This is a genomic window from Bacillus oleivorans (genome assembly GCF_900207585.1).
GTDB classification, from domain to species: Bacteria; Bacillota; Bacilli; order Bacillales; family JC228; genus Bacillus_BF; species Bacillus_BF oleivorans.
This window is the reverse complement of record NZ_OAOP01000001.1, coordinates 124,643-144,483: the sequence shown is the minus strand read 5'-3', so window position 1 is coordinate 144,483 and position 19,841 is coordinate 124,643. Positions and strand designations below refer to the sequence as shown.

The 19,841-nt window shown below is 40.0% G+C and carries 15 protein-coding genes; 4 read left to right on the top strand and 11 right to left on the bottom strand.

Annotated features, from left to right (window positions below; genetic code table 11):
* Window positions 1–339: 339 nt before the first annotated feature.
* Window positions 340–1,362, bottom strand: coding sequence for an asparaginase (locus CRO56_RS00650; protein ID WP_097156670.1), 1,023 nt, complete (start codon window positions 1,360–1,362; stop codon window positions 340–342).
* Between the two features lie 200 nt (window positions 1,363–1,562).
* Window positions 1,563–2,885, bottom strand: a complete 1,323-nt coding sequence (locus CRO56_RS00645) for a S8 family peptidase (RefSeq protein ID WP_097156669.1) — start codon at window positions 2,883–2,885, stop codon at window positions 1,563–1,565.
* Window positions 2,886–3,063: 178 nt separating this feature from the next.
* On the opposite strand from CRO56_RS00645, the gene CRO56_RS00640 reads away from it, so the two are divergent.
* Complete coding sequence (locus CRO56_RS00640; protein WP_097156668.1) at window positions 3,064–3,444, top strand: VOC family protein; 381 nt, start codon at window positions 3,064–3,066, stop codon at window positions 3,442–3,444.
* A gap of 59 nt (window positions 3,445–3,503) precedes the next feature.
* Here the strand turns inward: CRO56_RS00640 and CRO56_RS00635 are convergent, their stop codons facing one another.
* The 6 genes from CRO56_RS00635 to CRO56_RS00610 all read right to left on the bottom strand — a co-directional run bounded on the left by CRO56_RS00635 (window position 3,504) and on the right by CRO56_RS00610 (window position 11,410).
* On the bottom strand, window positions 3,504–4,349 hold the full coding sequence (locus tag CRO56_RS00635; protein ID WP_097156667.1) for a hypothetical protein: 846 nt from the start codon (window positions 4,347–4,349) through the stop codon (window positions 3,504–3,506).
* Window positions 4,350–4,472: 123 nt separating this feature from the next.
* A complete protein-coding gene (gene glgA / locus CRO56_RS00630) occupies window positions 4,473–5,921 on the bottom strand; it encodes a glycogen synthase GlgA (RefSeq protein ID WP_097156666.1) in 1,449 nt (482 codons plus the stop codon).
* Window positions 5,922–5,935: 14 nt separating this feature from the next.
* Window positions 5,936–7,033 (bottom strand): glucose-1-phosphate adenylyltransferase subunit GlgD, encoded by a 1,098-nt coding sequence (gene glgD / locus CRO56_RS00625; protein WP_097156665.1) that lies wholly within the window; start codon window positions 7,031–7,033, stop codon window positions 5,936–5,938.
* A 40-nt stretch (window positions 7,034–7,073) separates the two neighbouring features.
* Window positions 7,074–8,234, bottom strand: a complete 1,161-nt coding sequence (locus CRO56_RS00620; RefSeq protein ID WP_097156664.1) for a glucose-1-phosphate adenylyltransferase — start codon at window positions 8,232–8,234, stop codon at window positions 7,074–7,076.
* Window positions 8,235–10,166, bottom strand: a complete 1,932-nt coding sequence (glgB, locus tag CRO56_RS00615) for a 1,4-alpha-glucan branching protein GlgB (RefSeq protein WP_097157178.1) — start codon at window positions 10,164–10,166, stop codon at window positions 8,235–8,237.
* Between the two features lie 224 nt (window positions 10,167–10,390).
* Window positions 10,391–11,410, bottom strand: coding sequence for a glycoside hydrolase family 15 protein (locus tag CRO56_RS00610; RefSeq protein WP_097156663.1), 1,020 nt, complete (start codon window positions 11,408–11,410; stop codon window positions 10,391–10,393).
* A 413-nt stretch (window positions 11,411–11,823) separates the two neighbouring features.
* On the opposite strand from CRO56_RS00610, the gene CRO56_RS00605 reads away from it, so the two are divergent.
* Window positions 11,824–13,485 carry a glutamine--tRNA ligase/YqeY domain fusion protein gene (locus tag CRO56_RS00605; RefSeq protein ID WP_097156662.1) on the top strand — a complete coding sequence of 554 codons (1,662 nt, stop codon included), beginning with the start codon at window positions 11,824–11,826 and terminating at the stop codon, window positions 13,483–13,485.
* Window positions 13,486–13,601: 116 nt separating this feature from the next.
* On the opposite strand, the gene CRO56_RS00600 is transcribed toward CRO56_RS00605, so the two are convergent.
* Window positions 13,602–14,222, bottom strand: a complete 621-nt coding sequence (locus CRO56_RS00600; protein ID WP_097156661.1) for a ribonuclease H1 domain-containing protein — start codon at window positions 14,220–14,222, stop codon at window positions 13,602–13,604.
* Between the two features lie 219 nt (window positions 14,223–14,441).
* The gene (locus CRO56_RS00595) at window positions 14,442–15,641 is read right to left on the bottom strand and encodes a DHH family phosphoesterase (RefSeq protein WP_097156660.1); all 1,200 of its coding nucleotides are present in this window, start codon (window positions 15,639–15,641) and stop codon (window positions 14,442–14,444) included.
* 187 nt (window positions 15,642–15,828) lie between these two features.
* Between CRO56_RS00595 and CRO56_RS00590 the strand changes: the two genes are divergently transcribed.
* Together CRO56_RS00590 and CRO56_RS00585 are read left to right on the top strand one after the other, a co-directional pair.
* Entirely contained in the window at window positions 15,829–17,322 is a 1,494-nt protein-coding gene (locus CRO56_RS00590) for a peptide MFS transporter (RefSeq protein WP_097156659.1), read from the top strand.
* Window positions 17,323–17,374: 52 nt separating this feature from the next.
* The gene (locus CRO56_RS00585; RefSeq protein ID WP_097156658.1) at window positions 17,375–17,893 is read left to right on the top strand and encodes a hypothetical protein; all 519 of its coding nucleotides are present in this window, start codon (window positions 17,375–17,377) and stop codon (window positions 17,891–17,893) included.
* Between the two features lie 94 nt (window positions 17,894–17,987).
* Here the strand turns inward: CRO56_RS00585 and ade are convergent, their stop codons facing one another.
* Window positions 17,988–19,787 (bottom strand): adenine deaminase, encoded by a 1,800-nt coding sequence (ade, locus tag CRO56_RS00580; RefSeq protein ID WP_097156657.1) that lies wholly within the window; start codon window positions 19,785–19,787, stop codon window positions 17,988–17,990.
* Window positions 19,788–19,841 lie beyond the last annotated feature (54 nt).

Sequence of the window (19,841 nt, the reverse complement as noted above, 5' to 3'; positions counted from 1 at the left end):
TATTGATTGAGTTAAATAAATACTATGGACCCAGTTTATGCTAAATTAGCTATAAATTACCGAACCAGCAATTACGATGTGTGCACTAATGGTTACAAAATATAATAGTTATAGTGTAGTCGTAAGAAAGGTTCGAAACAGATAAAGAAAACTTGGCTAGCGCCAAGCCTTTAGGCGCAGGCGATTGCAAGCCCGCACTTATACTTTATTCCTAAAAATTTTAGCTACGTCGAATTTGCTACTTTGCTAAAATTTTATACTTTCTTAAAGTATAAAAAAAGGTAAGTACGGACCTATTCCCCCGTGCTTACCTTTTTATATGAAATAAAAATTAGATTTTCAGTTACTAATTTTTGATTGATTAACTAATTGAAAATTGGCTTTAATAACACCAATCTGATCTTTTCTGGCATTTAATACCGGTGCGTTCCAATAATGCCCTAGTTTGGCATAAATGTTTGCATCCCCAATACCCAATTGTTTTAATACTTCCATCGTCGCTACACTGGTAGCGCGGGCATTCCCATCTTCTACTTTAATCGCTATACCAAGCCCAGTTTCAGAGTCTCCCAAACATTGGACTCCTTCTGCACCTGCCTTTGCAACGATTCGCCCACCGAAAACCCTCATTAAATCCGTATCGAAGCGATCCTTCCCTCCGACCATCTCAGGAGAAGAAGTCATTGCTTTTCGAATTCTTTCAAGCGTTCTTGCTCTTTCCTTATTTTCCATTGCCGAAGAATTAGCTAATCTGGCATAGCCTAACGCCGTATTTAGGAGAGGGAGGCGATGGACCGGTACCCCGCATCCGTCTACACTGATATCGATATTTTCTTTTGGATATTGACATACTTCTTCGATGGCTTGAAGAATTCGCTGCTGATGGGGATGATCAATGTCGCGGTAAGTATGGATATCCTCCCCCATATGAACAACGGCTGTCAGCATTCCTGAATGTTTTCCAGAACAGTTACTGAATACAGGTGTCAATTCACCGCCACGCTTAATCAGTTCTTTATAACTCTCCAAATCTCTTGGAATATGCGTGCCACATTGAAGTGCACCTTCTTCAAGTTCTAATCTTTCTAAAATGTCCATGACCCGATTGCGATGGATCGCCTCGCCACTGTGAGAGGCACAAATTAGCGAAAGATCTGCCACATCAAATCGGAATGCATCTGCTGCACCAGTCTCAACAACCGGGACCGCTTGAAACGGTTTTATTGATGAACGGGGGAAGGTTAATCGATTAGGATCTCCATAAGAAAAAATTAGTTCCCCATCTGTATTTACAACGGCAATATGGATATCGTGAGTACTTTCTAAATATGGCCCCCTAAAAACCTGAATTGCTTTTTCCATGAGCAATAGCCTTCTTTCTGAAAAGTCATTATCATTCTATTACTTTAATTCTATCAATTTTTTATTTTTCTATAAATCTAAAATTATAGGCTCAATTGCAGGAGGAAGTTTAGAAAAGATTAAATCGAAAAAAAATCGCTGTTTAAACAGGAAAAAACGGGCTCAGTCACCTGGCCCGTTTCGTTTACTTAACGAAAATGTTACGGTATTGATTTTTCAGCATTGATATAACCGGCTCCATATACATTAGGATCACGGTCTTTCCACATATCCGCTCCATTTTTTAATGAATCTTTTACTTGCTGTGGGGTATAGTTCGGATTGGACTGAAGCAGCAAAGCCACAATTCCTGCACAGATTGGAGTCGCCATTGAGGTTCCGGACATTACAGTATACTCTGTTCCGATTCTACTTGTTTTTTGCAGCTTATCTAAAAATGAATTAGGAGATCGCAGAGATATTATATTAACCCCCGGGGCTAAAATATCCGGTTTTGATTCCCCGTAGATTGATGGACCCCTGCTTGAGAAGCTAGCTACATCATCGTCCTCTCTTGCAGCTGTATCACGGTCGTCTAAGGCTCCAACAGTAATCACTTTATCGCTTACCCCCGGACTAGCGATTGTTCTCGCCTCAGGTCCCTCATTTCCAGCCGCTACACATACAACAATCCCTTCGTCCCAAGCTCTCTCCACTATTTGTACCATTGGGTCATCATTTTCATTTTCAAATGGCTGAGCCGTACTCCCCAATGACATACTGATAATATTAATTTTATGTTGCGGGTTGTTCTGATTATAGAGAATACACCATTCGACTCCTTGCATCACCGTATCTAACGAACCTGAGCCCATTTTATCCAATACTTTAACACCAATAATGTTAGCTTCTGGGGCTGGACCTGCGTATTGTCCGGAGGAAGCTGCGCCATTTCCCGCCACATCCCCGGCACAGTGAGTGCCATGACCATTGTCATCATAAGGGTCCGTTCTTTCGTTAACAAAATCTACAAAGTCTACAATTCTTCCCTCAAGATCTGTATGCGGATATACACCTGTATCAATAACCGCCACCGTCACTCCTTTACCGGTAAGAACGGTCCCATTTCTCTCTATATTTTTTGCATTTGCTGATGATACTGCATTGTCTAAAAAAGCTTTTACTTCACGATTTAGGTAAATTTTACGGACATGACTGCAGCTTGTTAGGATTTCTTCTAAAGCATCTGGCGTAACCTCAGCACTGCTGCATGAGATTACTTGAAATGTATTTTTCATTTTACATCTTGCCTTAGATTGAACAACTTGGCCGATTTGCAGGCAGCCTTCTTCAAAATGATCTTTCTCAAACTCTATGATGACAGGAAACTTTCGAGTCTTTTTCAAAAAGCTCTCGAACATATTATGAAGAATACAAGGAGTCATTTTAAACGGTTTATACATGTTAAGAACTTTTTCGCGTAATGGCCGATCCAGTTTATGAGCATTCGTACGAACCATTTGAACCATGGAATATCCAAACATATTTCATCCTCCTTAAAGTCTGGCTCCCTATAAGGTATGAAATATGCCGGAATGCGAACGTGTGATTGTCCACCATTTTTTAAAAATGGGTTCATAACCCTGAAATACATAAGATTAGCGACTAAAGGAGAATGGTTCATGTTTATAGAAATTTATTTTGTAAGCTTATATAGGAGTGATGAATCATATGGACATTAAAAACGTCAGGCAAATCTTAGTACCCGTTAAAAATTTGGAAAGGGCTATTCATTTCTATCAGGTATCCCTTCAGCTCCCTTTCCTGTTTCAGACCGGGAATCTCGCGTTCTTTGAGTGCAACGGCATTCGTTTATTTCTAAGTCTGCCAGAGCAGGAGCAGTTTGCCCATCCTAGTTCAGTCATTTATTTTGAGGTAGATAACCTCAAAGAATCTTTTGAGTCTTTGATGGAAAGAGGGGTTACGTTTATTGACGAACCGCATTTGATAGCTAAGATGGGGGATGTCGAAACTTGGATGGCGTTTTTTAACGATTCAGAGGGAAATACCCATGCTTTAATGAGCGAAATTCATACGTCATAAAGCAATAAATAATTCTTTTACTAATACTATTAGGTTGTTTACTTAAAACTTTTAAAAGGCTACCTATTGAAGGGCAGCCTTTCCTCTTGTTTTAACATTTTAGCAAAATAGATAACAGCCAATACGCTTACACAATCTGCTGCCAGGTAATACATCCAATCCCATGGTACCCGGGCACTAATCATCCCAAGACTTTTAAATCCTAAATCTATTATAGAAGAGAGAACGATTCCGATTAAAAGCCAGGTTTTATTTATTCTGAAGAAAATTAAACAAGAGAGGAATATACTGACGGGTAATAAAATCAGCGAATTTAGTGCGATACTCTCTTTCCCAATCCTTACAATCGATTCCACATGAAAGGTTCTGACCTCTAATAGCCCGTATTGGAAAAAAGCAAGGATTATACGAATTGCGTAAAAACAGCAAATTAGCGTTAATAGGGATAAAATGCTTCGATGTGCATAGTTAATGCGATTCCACCAGCCCTTAATCACAGGGAAGAAAACAAACAACAAAATAAGGGTATACCAGAACTTCCACCAATGATGTTGATAGACCCCTATTCTGAGAAAAAGGATTTCAATCATTGTATAAAGAATCGCTAACCCGAGACTCCATAGTCTGCCAGCTTGAAATACAGAATAAAGAGTAGCCGTAGAAGCAATAATCACAGCATTTATATAACTCCCCAGTTTCGAATCATACTTTCCTCTTATAATATTTGGGTAATATTGATAGGCTTCACCCCAAACATAAATCAAGTAATCAAAAAAGAGAAGTGAACCAGTTACGGCAAAAAACAGAAGAAAAACCCTTTTAGTTTTTGCTTTCTTACAGGAAATAATTAATAAGATTATGGCAATGCCAAATAGAGATCCATAACACCAAGGTCCATAATGCAAAATAATCACTCCATAACGGATGATACTAAGTAGTATTTCCAATTACGGAGTGGAATAGCATGTAACGACCATATACATTTATAAAAGGTGAGATTTTTTGTCAAATAGCGTTTTATTAATAAATCAGACAAGTTCCATTGATCCCTTAGGCAATAACGATTGATATAGCTGCTTGTATTCATACGCGGAAGCTTGCCAGCTGAAATCTTGTTCCATCGCCCGAGAAACAAGCTTCTTCCATGTATTGGGCTGAAATCGATAAAGCATAAGAGCCCGTTCAACCGTATAAAGCATATCGTGGGCATTATAATTCGCAAAACTAAAGGCATTTCCGAGATCCTTTAACTCATCATATGGAACTACCGTATCTTTCAGTCCCCCTGTCACTCTTACAATAGGGAGGGTGCCATAGCGAAGAGCGAGAAGCTGACCAATTCCGCATGGTTCAAATTGAGATGGCATGAGAAATAGGTCGGACCCTGCATATATCTTTCTTGCCAGGGTTTCGTCAAAATAAATATGAGCCGACACTTGCTTCGGAAATTCTTCAGCTAATGCCCGAAAGGCGTTTTCATAACGTTCTTCTCCTGTTCCAAGAATAATAAATTGGACGCTGTGACTCATGATTTCCCTGAATACATGGAGGACAAGGTCAATTCCCTTCTGATCGACAAGCCGTGTCACCATTGCAATAATAGGGATATCGCTGTCTATTGGAAGCTTTAAGGCTTGCTGAAGCATGATCTTATTTTTTACTTTTCCTTCATAATTGAAATACGGGGTAAAAATATCTGCATCTGTTCTTGGATCATATGTTTCGGTATCAATCCCATTAATAATTCCACGCAATTTCAGACTTCGTTTTCTTAAAAATCCATCTAGATTTTCACCGTAATATGGCATTTGTATTTCTGCGGCATATGTTGGACTTACCGTCGTTATATAATCTGCAAACGCAAGTCCAGCTTTCATGTAACTGACTTGTCCATGAAATTCTAATGCATCCATATGAAAATACAGCTCACTTAAATCGAGCAGCTCCCAAAGAACGGATTTGGGGTAAACCCCCTGATATCGGAGATTATGAATCGTAAAAATCGTTTTAATCTCAGAATAAAAGGGGTGTTTTTTAAAATGGGCCTTTAACAATACCGGAATCGGTCCAGTTTGCCAATCATGACAGTGGATAAGGTCTGGTTTTACTTTAAGATAGGGAATGGCTTCTAATACAGCCCTCGAGAAAAAGGCAAATCTTTCTCCATCATCAAAAAAGCCGTAGCTTCCATGTCTTTTAAAATAGTATTCGTTATCTAAAAAATAATACGTGATCCCTTCCCATTCATATGTTTCGATACCGCAATATTGCATCCGCCAGCCCACCGGCACTTCAATACTTGTTACAAAATTCATTTGCTCTTTATACCAGAAAGGGAGGTCGCTGTATTTAGGCAAAATCACGGATACCTCTACACCAAGTTTCTGTAACGCTTTAGGCAGCGCACCGATTACATCCCCGAGACCGCCCGTTTTGATAAAAGGGGCACATTCTGATGCAGCGAATAGAACGTTCATTTCAAACCTCCCTTTTAAATCGTTTCTGCCTTTTTAATGACTCTCGGTCCTTTTATTACCTTATCCCTTGTAATTTTAGCCTGCTTATCCGTAATGACATTTTCAACGTATGCTCCTTCTTCAATCACACTTTTTTGCATAATAATACTATTTTTAACGACTGCTCCTTTTTGTACGGTTACCCCGCGAAAAAGAATACTATTTTCTACGACCCCTTGAATTTCACAGCCATTCGCAACCAATGAGTGTGATACCTTTGAGCAATGGCCGTATTTAGCAGGAGCTTCGTGCTTAATTTTCGTAAATACATCTCGTTTATCATTAAAAAAAGCTTGCATCACCTTTGGGTTTAAAAAAGCCATATTGCATTCATAAAAACTTTCCATTGAATGCATAAATAGCATTTCGCCAGGCAAGCGATACCCTTTTACTTTATAGTAATGAAGGTTTGCCTTTATGGCATCCTTCAATAAGTCGTATTCATCGTTTTCCACACACCTATAGATTAAATCCACTAAAAGATTTTTATTAAGACAATAGGTTTCAAGACATACAAGGTCCCCCGTTTGCGGAGTTGTGTACAACTGAATATCGGTCACATTTTCATTATTGTCGATTGAACATTGGTGATAGACTGGTTTGTAAACCGGTGTTCCGTTAAAATCCTTATATACAACCGTTATATCGGCATTATTTCGGTTATGGAAGTCAATGAGATCGGTATAGTCCATTTCACAGATATGATGACCTGGAGAGATAATAACTGTGTCAGCTGGTGATCTTTGAAAAAACATAATATGATCAAAAAACTGTTGAAGATCCCCCCTCATTCTTTCCCCGGGATGAAGCGGAGGCAAAATAAATAACCCTCCTGTATGCCGGTCTAAGTCCCATTCTTTGCCGGAATCAAGGTGATCCATAAGAGACCGATATTTTTCTTTGGCAAACACCGCCACTTGAGTAATATCGGCATGAATATAATCAGACAGGGTAAAATCTATTAATCGGTAGCGTCCTCCAAATGGAACAGAGGCTAAACACCGAGATGTGGTCAATTCTTTTAAAAATTGATTTTCATTCATTAAGTTAATCACACCTAATACGTCTCTCATCTTACCCGTCTCCTTGTTCGTAATCTTTATTTAGATCGTCCTACAATGCTTTTTGAATATTACTTGTTATCCGCTGATTTTCTCCAATTAAAATAATTTCATCATGCGTATTAGAGGAACCGATCCTTACTCCATCCTCAATTACTGTTCCGCCTGCAATGATGGCCCTTTCAATGATTACGTTGTTTCCAATCGTAACATCGGGCATAATCACCGAATCTTCAATCACCGTATCCGATCCGACCTGGACATTATGAGACAGAACCGAACGAATCACACTGCCGTATATTCTGCAGCCTTCATTGATTAATGACTGTTTAATCTGAGCTCCTGGTGCAATATAATGAGGAGGCAAATTGGCATTTACAGAGTAAATTTTCCAGTCTGTATCGTATAAGTCCAATTCAGGATTTTCTTCTAACAAATCCATATGTGCCTCCCAGAGACTTTGAACGGTTCCGACATCCTTCCAGTACCCGCTGAATTTGCAGGCAAATAGATTGATCTGATCGGCAAGCATTTTTGGAATCACATCTTTACCAAAGTCATGAGAGGAAAGCGGATCTTTTTCATCGGCTATTAAATAATCTTTCAGCAGCTTCCAATTAAAGATATAGATTCCCATGGACGCGAGGTTACTCCTTGGATGTGCTGGTTTTTCATGAAATTCTGTAATTCGATTTTCTTCATTTGCCGTTAAAATTCCAAACCGGCTTGCTTCCTGCCACGGAACCTCAATGACTGCAATAGTCGCATCTGCACCCTTTTCCAAATGAAATTGGAGCAGACGGTTATAATCCATTTTGTAGATGTGATCACCAGAAATAACGAGAACATATTCAGGGTTCTTTTGTTCAATATAATGAATATTTTGGAACACAGCATTGGCTGTTCCCATATACCACTGTCCTCCATCATGCCCCTTATAAGGCGGAAGAACATCTACACCGCCAAATTTCCGATCTAAATCCCAGGTTGACCCATTTCCAACATAAGCATTTAATAGATGAGGTTCGTATTGCGTTAAAACCCCTACTGATTGGATTCCGGAATGACTGCAATTGCTTAAGGCAAAATCAATGATTCTATACTTTCCCCCGAATGGAACAGCAGGTTTAGCCAGTCCTTTCGTTAATTCTCCCAATCTGGTCCCTTGCCCCCCTGCTAAGAGCATGGCTACACATTTTTTTATGGCCTGCATTCACTTTCCCCCTCTTTTTTTTGTCTGTTTCATAAAAATCGTAACCCCTAACGGAGGAACCGTGATTTCCATACTATATGGCTGGTTGTTATAGGCTTGATTCTCTACTGCGATTGGATGAGGATTACATTGACCGGAGCCTCCAAATGCTGGTGAATCGCTATTGAGCATTTCCAAATAGCTTCCGAGCGCCGGAACCCCTATGCGATAGTTATGGTAAACACGAGATGAAAAATTACAGACAACAATGCAGTAATCCCCTTTTCGTTTCCCCTTTCTCATAAAAGATATGACACATTGCCCGGAATCATGTGGATTGATCCACTCAAACCCTTCCTGTTCATGATCTAGCCGCCACAAACAACTAGTATCCTTATAAAATTGATGGAGATTTTTTATATAATCATAAAATTGCTGATGCGGTTCATATTCAAACAAATTCCAATCAAGCCCGGCTTCATCCTTCCATTCATCAAACTGGGCAAATTCACTGCCCATAAATAATAGCTTCTTGCCGGGATGAGTCATAAAATAGCCGTAAAACACGCGCAGATTCGCGAATTTTTTCCAATAGTCTCCCGGCATTTTATTTAAAAGCGATCTCTTCCCATAAACCAATTCATCATGCGAAAGAGGAAGAATAAAGTTTTCGGAAAAGGCATAGAAAAATGAGAAGGTTAATAGATTGTGATGGTGCGGTCTATCATGTTCTTCTAAGGACATATAACGTAAACAATCGTTCACCCAGCCCATATTCCATTTATAATTAAACCCCAGTCCCCCTGAATACGTAGGAGCAGTTACTAGCGGCCACGCCGTTGCTTCCTCGGCAATCATTAAACATTCGGGATAATGCTTAAAAATAACTTCATTTAATTTTTTCGTAAACGCGACGGCTTCTAAATTTTCCTCTCCGCCATTCTTATTTTTTATAGGTTCATGGTGATTCCGATCATGATTTAAATAAATCATGGATGATACGGCATCAACGCGAAATCCATCCAGATGGAATACGTCTAGCCAAAACATTGCATTGGATATGAGAAAGCTAATAACCTCTTGCTTTTTATAATCAAAACTATATGTTCCCCAATGGGGCCTTTCTGCTTCGCGCGGATCAATAGGTTCATAGAGCGGTGTCCCATCAAATCGTCCGAGTCCATGGGCATCTTTACAAAAATGTACAGGGACCCAATCCAAAATCACTCCAACCCCTTTTTGATGGCATTGATCGATAAAGTACATAAAGTCTTCAGGAGTGCCAAATCGGCTAGTTACTGAATAATAACCTGTTATCTGGTAACCCCAGGAACGGTCATACGGATGCTCCATAATAGGCATGATTTCGATGTGAGTAAAACCAGAGGAAACCACATAATCAATGAGTTCGCCGGCTATTTCCCGGTAAGAATATAACTCGCCATCAGCTTTCTTTTTCCATGTACCAAGGTGAAGTTCATAAATAAGCATCGGCTTTTTAAAATGATCTATTTTTTTTCTTTGCTGCATCCATTTGTCATCCCGCCAAACATATGTATCCAGCCGGTGAACAATAGACGCCGTATTGGGCCGGACTTCTGAGAAAAATGCATATGGGTCTGCCCTTAACACCTTCGTATTATCAGGGGTTATAATCTCATATTTGTATAGTTCTCCTTCCTGAAGCCCGGGGACAAATAGCACCCATATCCCTGATTGAGGAATCCGTTCCATCTGATGATGAGACCCATCCCAGCGATTAAAATCTCCTACCACCGAAACCTTTCTGGCATTCGGTGCCCAAACCGCAAAGCGAACACCCTTTACTTCTTCAGACGTAACGAAATGTGCCCCTAGCATTTGATAAGCCTGATAAAGTGTTCCTTCATGAAAAAGGTATACATCTAACTCACTTACAAGCTGGCTTTTACTCTTGGCAATAGTCCCTTCCATCTCTAGCACCCCCGTCTCATTATTCATTTTTATACCTCTCGATTTAAAGTAATAAAGAAAAATTCGTTGCGAAAAATGCGAACCCTTCAATGAAAAATGTCTTTTATTGTTGAAATATAGATAGTTTTGGGGAATAAGTGATTCATATAAAAAAGCTCGAGGATGTCTCAAAAGAGGTTACCCCCTCTTTAAGACATCCTCGAGCTTTTATCCTTAATTCACTATTATTGAACGGTTTCGCCATACATTTTGAAGGATTCCATCTGGGTCATGAACAAATACGCCATCGCAACAGCCCATGCCAGCGGTGTATTGCCATTCGGTTTGAACGCTCCGCCAATATACAGTTCCGGAACCTCCCAGTTTTCAGGGACAATCCTTTTGGTTTTTTCCAGATACTCAAGTGTTTTCTCAAACATGCCTAACTCCAGATAACAAAGACCTAACCATGGAAAGCCAAAGCACCATTCTGCTTCACTGCCTTCGTTATAGTACTGATCATTGATATAACGGATACAGCCGTAGGTTCTTTCTAAATGTGTATTCACATTTTCCAGGATTTTTAATGCCATTTGCCTATCTGCCACGCGATAAGGGTAAATGAGGGAAAGCAGCGCCAGATCTGTTTCCTTTGAAATACTTTCACGAGGCAGAAGCTTTTGTAACGCTTTTTCTCCATTTATGATAAGCTCATCTTTGACCTCTACCAGCATTTTAATAGCCTTTAAACCTGCTACACATGCTCCGACACTAGAAGCATGAACTTCCATATTTTCTTCCCACATACCATTATCTTCATCTTCCCAGTAACGGATACATTCTAAATAATCAACCAATTTTTGTAAAATCGCAATGTCACTATCATCCCGAATGACCCTTTGCCCGTGGCTAAAGCCTTCTCCAACTCCCCAGAGAAATGCTCCTATTGCATCATTTTGAGCATGACCCCATTCCTGTTGAAGTTCCTTTAAATCGGTTGAATAACGAGAATGGATGTACTCATATAAATAAACGGGTTTTTTGGTCCGATGAATATCGATTTTCCATTCATAGCTTTTAAATAAATCAAATAAAGCATGATACGCTGTTTCAAATCGTTCGTCAGGCCACTTTAAAAAAGGGAGAACCGTATAGCAAACATCCCGAATCCAAACGTAATTGTAATCCTGGGAAAGACTAGCTGTATAAGTTCCGTTCGGCAGTCGCATGGAATCGAGCACCTGTAAAGCCCTATCTACATTCATTTGACTTGCACTCCTTTAGAACTTTTTTAATGCTTGCTTACTTTTGCATTCACTCGGCCAAGTTACTACCATCTAAAAAAGGATAAGCAAACCTTATTTATTTTTAGTATTCACAAATATCAGTCATTTCTAAACGTCGTAATAATTCCTTTATAACACCCCGTCTCTTTGGCAAACGCTTTCATTTCCTTCGTCACTAAATATATAAGGGGCATACTTTATCCTATGATACTCGGCCGAATTTTGATAATGGAGATAATTGGGTCCCGTCCTGATTTTTTGGCTAAAATTCCATTGACAGTTGTGTTACAATACTTGCTAACGGACATAATGTGTAAAGTATATAAAGATCCATTTGTTTTCACATAATCAATAATTAGTTACAACTTCATTTATAAGGAAGGTTGAAAGCTGTGGAACATAACACCTCAAATTTTATAAGGGATATTATTATTGAAGATTTAAAGACAGGTAAACGAGATCATGTGATGACTCGTTTTCCGCCAGAACCAAACGGTTATTTACATATCGGACATGCTAAATCCATTATCATTAACTTTGACTTGGCGGATGAATTTAACGGGAAAACGAATCTCCGTTTTGACGATACCAATCCGTTAAAGGAAGATACGGAGTTCGTTGAATCGATTAAAGAGGATGTTAAGTGGCTCGGATATGATTGGGATGGCCTGTTTTTTGCTTCCGATTATTTTGAGGAAATGTATAATCGGGCAGTCCTTCTTATTAAAAAAGGGAAAGCCTATGTAGATGACCTTACAGCTGATGAGATAAGGGAATATCGCGGCACCTTAACAGAGCCGGGGAAAGAGAGCCCTTACCGAAACCGTTCTGTAGAGGAAAACCTAGAATTATTTGAGCGGATGCGCAAAGGTGAGTTTGGAAACGGTGAGAAAGTGCTTAGAGCGAAAATTGATATGAGCTCGCCTAATATTAATTTGCGAGACCCTGTTCTTTACCGGATTTCTCATGCAACCCACCATAATACAGGAGACAAATGGTGTATATACCCGATGTATTCCTTCGCTCACCCAATTGAGGATGCGATTGAGGATGTAACACACTCCATCTGCACGCTTGAGTTTGAAGATCAGCGTCCTTTGTATAACTGGGTAATTGAAGAATGTGAAATGGCAAGCAAGCCGCAGCAAATCGAGTTTGGCCGCTTGAATTTAACCAATACGGTCATGAGTAAGCGTAAATTAAAGCAGCTAGTGGAAGAAGAGTTTGTAGACGGCTGGGATGACCCGCGCATGCCAACGATTTCTGGCTTAAGAAGAAGAGGTTTTACACCTGAAGCGATTCGCGCATTTGTCCGTGAATTAGGGGTATCAAAAGGCGATGGGGCCGTTGATTCCAGGATGCTTGACCACTTTGTCAGAGAGGATTTAAAATTAAAAGTCCCTCGGACAATGGGTATTTTACGCCCGCTTAAAGTAGTGATCACGAATTATCCAGAAGGACAAGTTGAAATGCTTGAAGCGGAAATTAATCCGGAAGTGCCGGAAATGGGTACAAGACAAATTCCGTTTTCCCGTGAAATTTATATCGAACAGGAAGACTTCATGGAAAATCCGCCAAGTAAGTATTTCCGTTTGTTCCCTGGCAATGAAGTAAGACTCAAGCATGCTTATTTCATTAAGTGCGAAGATGTTGTAAAAGACGAGAATGGAAACGTTGTCGAGATTCATTGTACCTATGACCCAGAAACAAAAAGCGGTACCGGTTTTACGGGACGCAAGGTTAAAGGCACGATTCACTGGGTGGAAGCGACACAAGCGGTTCCTGCGGAATTCCGTCTCTATGAACCACTGATACTAGATGAAGATGGAGAGGAAAAAGAGGATGAGGACAGCAAGAATTTCTTAGATCATGTGAATCCAAACTCTCTGCAAATTTTAAATGGGTTTGTCGAGCCCAACATGAAGGACGTCAAACCATATGATAAGTTCCAATTCTTTAGACATGGATACTTTAGTGTAGATCCTAAGCTCTCGACAGAAGAAAAAGCGGTTTATAATTTAATTGTGGAGCTGAAAAGTTCGTTTAAATTATAAATTTTTGAACAAACTCCAAGCGCACTTAGTGAAGAGCGGACTGGACTATAATCTGCCGATAAAAAGGAAAAGCCCTCAACCTGCGATGGTTTAGGGCTTTTGATTTTCTTCTGTATCTATTTTCTGCCAAAATCTGCTTTAATTTCTCCCCAGTCTTTTGTTTCCCATTTGTAGATTTTATTAGAATATGTATTCTCTTGAAGCCATTTTTCCGCACGTTTGATTAATGTCCAAATATATTTTGTCTTTTCCGAGTACTCCAGCTGAGTGTTAGCTTTTTTTCTCTTCACCCAAGAAATCGCTGTTGCGGAGTCTGAGTAAATCGTTTTGTTGCTATTTTGTTTTTTGAGCAGTGCCAAGGCATGAACAATTGCAAGAAACTCCCCAATGTTATTGGTTCCATTTTCAATAGGACCTACATGGAAAATTCGCTCCCCCGTTTTGGTGTCTACTCCCTGGTATTCTAAATCACCAGGGTTTCCGCTGCAGGCTGCATCTACGGATATGCTATTGTAAATAATGTCTGCTTGGACTTTTTGGCCTGTGGTTGAGGTTTTAGATGAGTAAGCATTCGCCGCCCCAGCTGCAAATGCTTCTTTTGCTTCCTGTTCAGATGGAAAGGATTTATATTTCGCCCCTTGATATCCGTTCACTTGCTCCTTACACTCATCCCAGCTTGTATATATCCCTGGATTTCGCCCCGCCCACACGACGTAGTATTTTTTTGGTTTCGCCATACTTCTCTTGCCCCTCTATCAAAATTGTAACTTCATCATATCATTCATTTTTTATAAAATAACAAATTTCTATAATAAACTAGATATTCACATTATCCCACAGCTAGGCATATCTAAAACTAGTAAAATAGTTTGTTTATTGCCGTTAATTATTTGAATGAATGAACCCCTCAAATATTCGAGGGGTTTTTCTTTTTGTGCATAGAATTTTTCAGTTAGCTAAATACATTTTATGTTTATCACAACATCCTTCAAAAATTCCACATAATGTTCATCTCGCGCCAGCCAGGCAGAATGAATTCTTTTTACGTATCTCTCAGCAGTTTCAAAGCTTGTGAATGTTTCTGTTAAAGGTTCACCATTTAACTCAACGATCCACTCCGACTCGTTTTTAGAATAGATAAAGATCTGATCTTCATTTCGATTCTCATATAAGCTTCCTTGCGGGATGTTTTTAAGGTTGTACTGATTCTTGAAAGCATCCTGCCTCATCGGTTCGATCGTAAAGGCAGCCTTTACGTAGAGCTCGTAAGATTCTTCATTCATCGAGCATCCTGCTGCTTTAGCGTGGCCACCCCCTCCAAACCGTCCGGCTACCGCTGAGACATCAATATCATCATGGACCGTTCTAAAGCTAATTTTTTTTCCGCCCATATTTAAGATTGTTATGTAATCCAAATGACTATTTTCCTTTCCCAGCTCACTTCCAAGCTCTGAATGATACGATTCAGCATGAACTATACCTGTGCAATACTCTCCTACAAAGGTTTGAACCATTTCACGTCTTTTTCTTCGGATATAGCGTTCAATTTTTTCCTCTTCCATATTGAGCAGTTTTTGTTCAAATTCGTCATACTCAAAATGCTCGGCTTCTAGAAGCCTGGATACCATTTTTTCTTCAAATTCATCGATCGAAACCATAAAGAATAAATCATTCAAATGCTTGGCTTTGATATTGTCGTATTTTTCCCATTCCCACGTGTCATATTGCCGAACTAATTCTACAAATTCTTCGACAGCTGCGGAAGGCTGTATCAGGTCGTGTTCCACAAGGTAATCATAGAGTAATGAGGTGGCAGAGGTTAAACGCCCATTATCATATTCGACTTTGACTAATCCCCAGCTGTAGTCATTAAAATGAAGGGCTGTTTTGTGGTGATCAATCAGCTTCGCCATTCCGCCTTCCGCAACATACTCATTAAGTCCCTCTGCATTTTTTTCATTAATTGAAAGATCTGTAATGATTAAAAAATCCTCTTTCTGTTTATTGTCGTTTTTTCTTTCGAGGAATTTTTCTATCTGAAAATCCAAACCCATTACAGAATTGTAGCGAACATCGACTTGGTCACCAAATGCAAGCTTGGCGACTATGCCACATCCAACCCCATCTAAATCATTATGCGTAAATAATTTGTACATAAAAATCTCCTCAAAAATCGTATATTTACAACTCTATTTTAGTGTGTTTCATCATTTGTAAACTATACAAAATAAAGGAAAATCGATAAATTTTGGAACGCGGCAGACACCTGTCGAAATTTGACAATGATAGGGACTTGATATTATTGTAGAATAATAAGAATAGTAAAAAAGGAGGTTTTACGTAATGTCTGATTCTAAAAAAGAGAAAATTGTGGCTAGTGTCCCGCAAAAGGGCTTCTTCGGACATCCTAAGGGCCTATTTACTCTTTTCTTCACAGAATTCTGGGAGAGATTTTCTTATTACGGAATGAGAGCAATCCTTGTTTTCTATATGTATTATGAAGTAACACAAGGTGGTCTTGGTTTAGACGAGCCGATCGCACTTTCAATTATGTCCATTTATGGATCTTTAGTATATATGTCAGGTATTATCGGTGGTTGGTTAGCTGACCGCATATTCGGTACCTCAAAAGCCGTTTTTTATGGTGGAATTTTGATTATGTTAGGACACATAGCATTATCAGTTCCCGGCAGCATCGCTCTATTTTTTGTTTCAATGGTTCTGATTGTACTCGGTACAGGTTTATTAAAGCCTAATGTTTCTAGCGTTGTTGGCGAAATTTATAGTGAAGACGACAACCGACGGGATTCGGGATTCAGTATTTTCTATATGGGTATTAACCTCGGTGGATTTACTGCTCCATTAATTGTCGGAAAAGTGGGAATGGATGTGAACTTTCACTTAGGTTTCGCGATCGCCGCTGTTGGTATGTTTATTGGACTTCTTGTTTTTATGGCAACCAAGAAGAAGAATCTCGGATTAGCTGGAACATTTGTAGCAAATCCGCTTTCTTCTGCTGAAAAGAAGAAGTATGGAACGATTATCGGCTTGGCACTAATAATCATTGCCATTTTATGTGTGACTATGATTCCAACTGGCCTATTAAACTTTGATAGTTTTATTGCTCTTGTCGGGGTATTAGGAATTGTCATTCCAACCATTTACTTTGTTGTGATGTATCGCAGTCCTAAAACAACAGCCGTTGAACGCTCTCGCGTTATTGCTTATATCCCGCTCTTTATTGCATCTGTTATGTTCTGGGCCATTCAGGAACAAGGTTCAACGATTTTAGCTTTATATGCAGATAAACGAACTCAACTAGAGTTTGCCGGGATAACGATTTCCCCAGCTTGGTTCCAATCATTGAACCCGTTATTTATTATTTTTCTAGCTCCTGTATTTGCCTGGTTCTGGATTAAGCTTGGAAAACGCCAGCCAACAATTCCGCAAAAATTCTCGCTAGGTCTATTGTTTGCCGGTCTTTCATTCCTTGTGATTTTACTGCCAGCCTACTTTAGCGGTGCGGATTCTTTAGTTAGTCCATTATGGTTGGTACTTAGCTACTTTATTGTCGTACTTGGTGAGCTTTGCCTGTCACCGGTAGGACTTTCAGCAACAACCAAGCTCGCGCCTGCCGCATTTTCAGCGCAAACAATGAGCCTTTGGTTCTTATCCAATGCAGCTGCACAAGCTATTAACGCACAGCTGGTTAAATTCTATTCTGCTGCGAATGAAATGTTATACTTTGGAATTATTGGTGGAGTATCAATCGTTCTAAGCATCATCTTGTTCATTTTCGCGCCAAAGATTCAAACCTTTATGAAGGGTATACGATAGGGTACTTGTCACTGACTGAAGTTTGTCGATAAGAATAGTTTTGGATGAAAAAATGTCCGATATTCGTCCTTGGCGTGCGACACCGGGGTTCTTACGGACATCAGTTCCGCTATCTGTGACAAATTGGCCGTTTTTCAAAATTATAGGACATTGGTTCCGCTATTTACTGAAAAATCAACGATTTTCTAATGATTTTGGCAAAATAACGGATCATATGTCCGTTCAGGTCTTCAGAACAGTGGTTTTTAAGGAAATAGCGGATTGTATGTCCGATATTCGTCCTTGGCGTGCGGCACCAGGGTTCTTACGGACATCAGTTCCGCTATCTGTGACAAATTGGCCGTTTTTCAAAATTATAGGACATTGGTTCCGCTATTTACTGAAAAATCAACGATTTTCTAATGATTTTGGCAAAATAACGGATCATATGTCCGTTCAGGTCTTCAGAACAGCGGTTTTTAAGGAAATAGCGGATTGTATGTCCGATATTCGTCCTTGGCGTGCGACACCGGGGTTCTTACGGACATCAGTTCCGCTATCTGTGAAAAAACTTTATAGTGTAACGTTTTAAAAAAGGTGTCCTGTTTAGATTTGGACACCTCTTTGCTTTGTTTTGCCGCAGGCTACTGGCTGCATATCTATTTATTGCAAAACTTAGTTCATTCTCATGATTCTATTTCCGTTTGAATCAGCTGAAATTGGGTTACGTCGGCAATCCCCCGGTTTGTAATGCGGATTTCTGGAATGACTGCTAGAGCGATAAGAGAGAAGGTCATGAATGGCGCATTGATTGGGCATCCCAATACCTTCCAGGCCTTTTCTAGCTGTTGCACTTCTTGAACGACTGTTTCTAATGGCTGGTCAGACATTAGACCTGCAATTGGCATCGCTACGCGGGCCAATATCTTCCCATTTGCAACAGCAATCATCCCGCCGCCGCATTTTACGAGTTCATTTGCGGCTAGTGCCATATCTTCCGAATTTGTTCCCATCACTAATAGATTATGACTATCATGGGCGACCGTTGAGGCCACCGCACCTTTAGTTAACTGAAATCCATGAGCGAATCCGAGGGAGATTTGTCCGCTTCGATGGTGGCGGTCAATACAGGCCAGTTGAATGATATCCTGATCGACGTCAGGCTGTATCACACCGTCTTGAACCTCTAAGACTGCTGTCATTTTTTCCGTGCGCGCACTATTTTCTATAATTTTAATCACATGAACTTCTGTTTCTGATTTTCCGCTTTTACTTTTTAGTAAAAAGTCGGCTGGATTCAGTTCTTCTTTAACGTTCATGGAATTTCTCACATATTCAGGATATGTGTAGCGAGGGAATGATTTCACTAATTCCCCTTTATCAAAAATCACCTCTCCGTCTGTTAAAACTGTCACAGGTTCAACTTTTTGAAGGTCCTCTATTAATAAAATATCCGCACATTTTCCTGGAGCAATTGCACCTAAGTCCTGTTCCAATTTAAAATAACGCGCTACATTTATCGTCGCCATCTGGATCGCAGTAATTGGATCTACCCCTTCTTCAATCGCACGGCGGACGACGTGATTTAAGTGCCCTTTTTCAACGAGAGTCTGCGGATACACATCATCTGTTACTAAACTAATATTAGCCGTACTAACTTTATCTTCTGTTACAACCTTAATAACTTCTTTTACATCATGCCATGCCGATCCTTCACGAATCATTAAGTGCATGCCTAAGCGCACCTTCTCAAGCCCTTGCTCTCTTGTTACGGTTTCATGATCAGAAGTGACTCCTGAAGATAGGTAAGCTTGGAGCAAATAAGGATCCTCGGCAGGAAAATGCCCGGTTACTGCCTTATTGGCTTTTATCGTTGCTTCAATTTCCCCCAGCATAAGAGAATCCCCAAAGACTACCCCCGGAAAATTCATAACTTCGCCAAGTCCAGCGACTTTCTCCCACTGTAATCCTGTTTGTACATCTTCTACATGAATCGCAGCCCCGGCATCCTCTAAATCTGTAGTCGCAGGTACACAGGATGGGAAGGTCGTAAACACCTTTAATGGGAGCTGCTGGCCTTCTTCGTGCATAAGGCGAACGCCTTCCGCCCCAAACACATTCGCAATTTCGTGCGGGTCCATAAAAATGCCGGTTGTTCCTTTGGGCAAGGCGGCTTTAGCAAATTCTGTAACGGACAGCATCGTGCTCTCCACATGCATATGACCATCTAAAAAACCAGGCACGATATAACGGTTGTATGCTTCAATGACTTTGGTATTTTCTCCGATTGTATGGTCGGCCTTTCCTACATAGGCAATTCGCCCTTCACTGATGGCAATGTCGATATTTTCTAGTAATTCGCCCGAGTAAACATTTATTAATGTTCCATTTTTAATAACTGTGTCTGCTTTTTCTAAACCGCGGGCGACCTTAGATAGCTGCTGGCTGACTTCATATAGTTTCTTTCGCTTGACCCAATTCTCCATGAAGATCATCTCCTTTCTTATATGCAGGAGTAAACAAATCCCATCTTATTTATA

Excerpts from the sequence above, each read along its gene's own strand:
- CRO56_RS00650 (WP_097156670.1), bottom strand. The coding sequence starts at position 1,362 with ATGGAAAAAGCAATTCAGGTTTTTAGGGGGCCATATTTAGAAAGTACT.
- CRO56_RS00645 (WP_097156669.1), bottom strand. The coding sequence starts at position 2,885 with ATGTTTGGATATTCCATGGTTCAAATGGTTCGTACGAATGCTCATAAA.
- CRO56_RS00640 (WP_097156668.1), top strand. The coding sequence starts at position 3,064 with ATGAATCATATGGACATTAAAAACGTCAGGCAAATCTTAGTACCCGTT.
- glgA (WP_097156666.1), bottom strand. The coding sequence starts at position 5,921 with ATGAACGTTCTATTCGCTGCATCAGAATGTGCCCCTTTTATCAAAACG.
- glgD (WP_097156665.1), bottom strand. The coding sequence starts at position 7,033 with ATGAGAGACGTATTAGGTGTGATTAACTTAATGAATGAAAATCAATTT.
- CRO56_RS00620 (WP_097156664.1), bottom strand. The coding sequence starts at position 8,234 with ATGCAGGCCATAAAAAAATGTGTAGCCATGCTCTTAGCAGGGGGGCAA.
- glgB (WP_097157178.1), bottom strand. The coding sequence starts at position 10,166 with ATGGAAGGGACTATTGCCAAGAGTAAAAGCCAGCTTGTAAGTGAGTTA.
- CRO56_RS00610 (WP_097156663.1), bottom strand. The coding sequence starts at position 11,410 with ATGAATGTAGATAGGGCTTTACAGGTGCTCGATTCCATGCGACTGCCG.
- CRO56_RS00600 (WP_097156661.1), bottom strand. The coding sequence starts at position 14,222 with ATGGCGAAACCAAAAAAATACTACGTCGTGTGGGCGGGGCGAAATCCA.
- CRO56_RS00595 (WP_097156660.1), bottom strand. The coding sequence starts at position 15,641 with ATGTACAAATTATTTACGCATAATGATTTAGATGGGGTTGGATGTGGC.
- CRO56_RS00590 (WP_097156659.1), top strand. The coding sequence starts at position 15,829 with ATGTCTGATTCTAAAAAAGAGAAAATTGTGGCTAGTGTCCCGCAAAAG.
- CRO56_RS00585 (WP_097156658.1), top strand. The coding sequence starts at position 17,375 with ATGTCCGATATTCGTCCTTGGCGTGCGACACCGGGGTTCTTACGGACA.
- ade (WP_097156657.1), bottom strand. The coding sequence starts at position 19,787 with ATGGAGAATTGGGTCAAGCGAAAGAAACTATATGAAGTCAGCCAGCAG.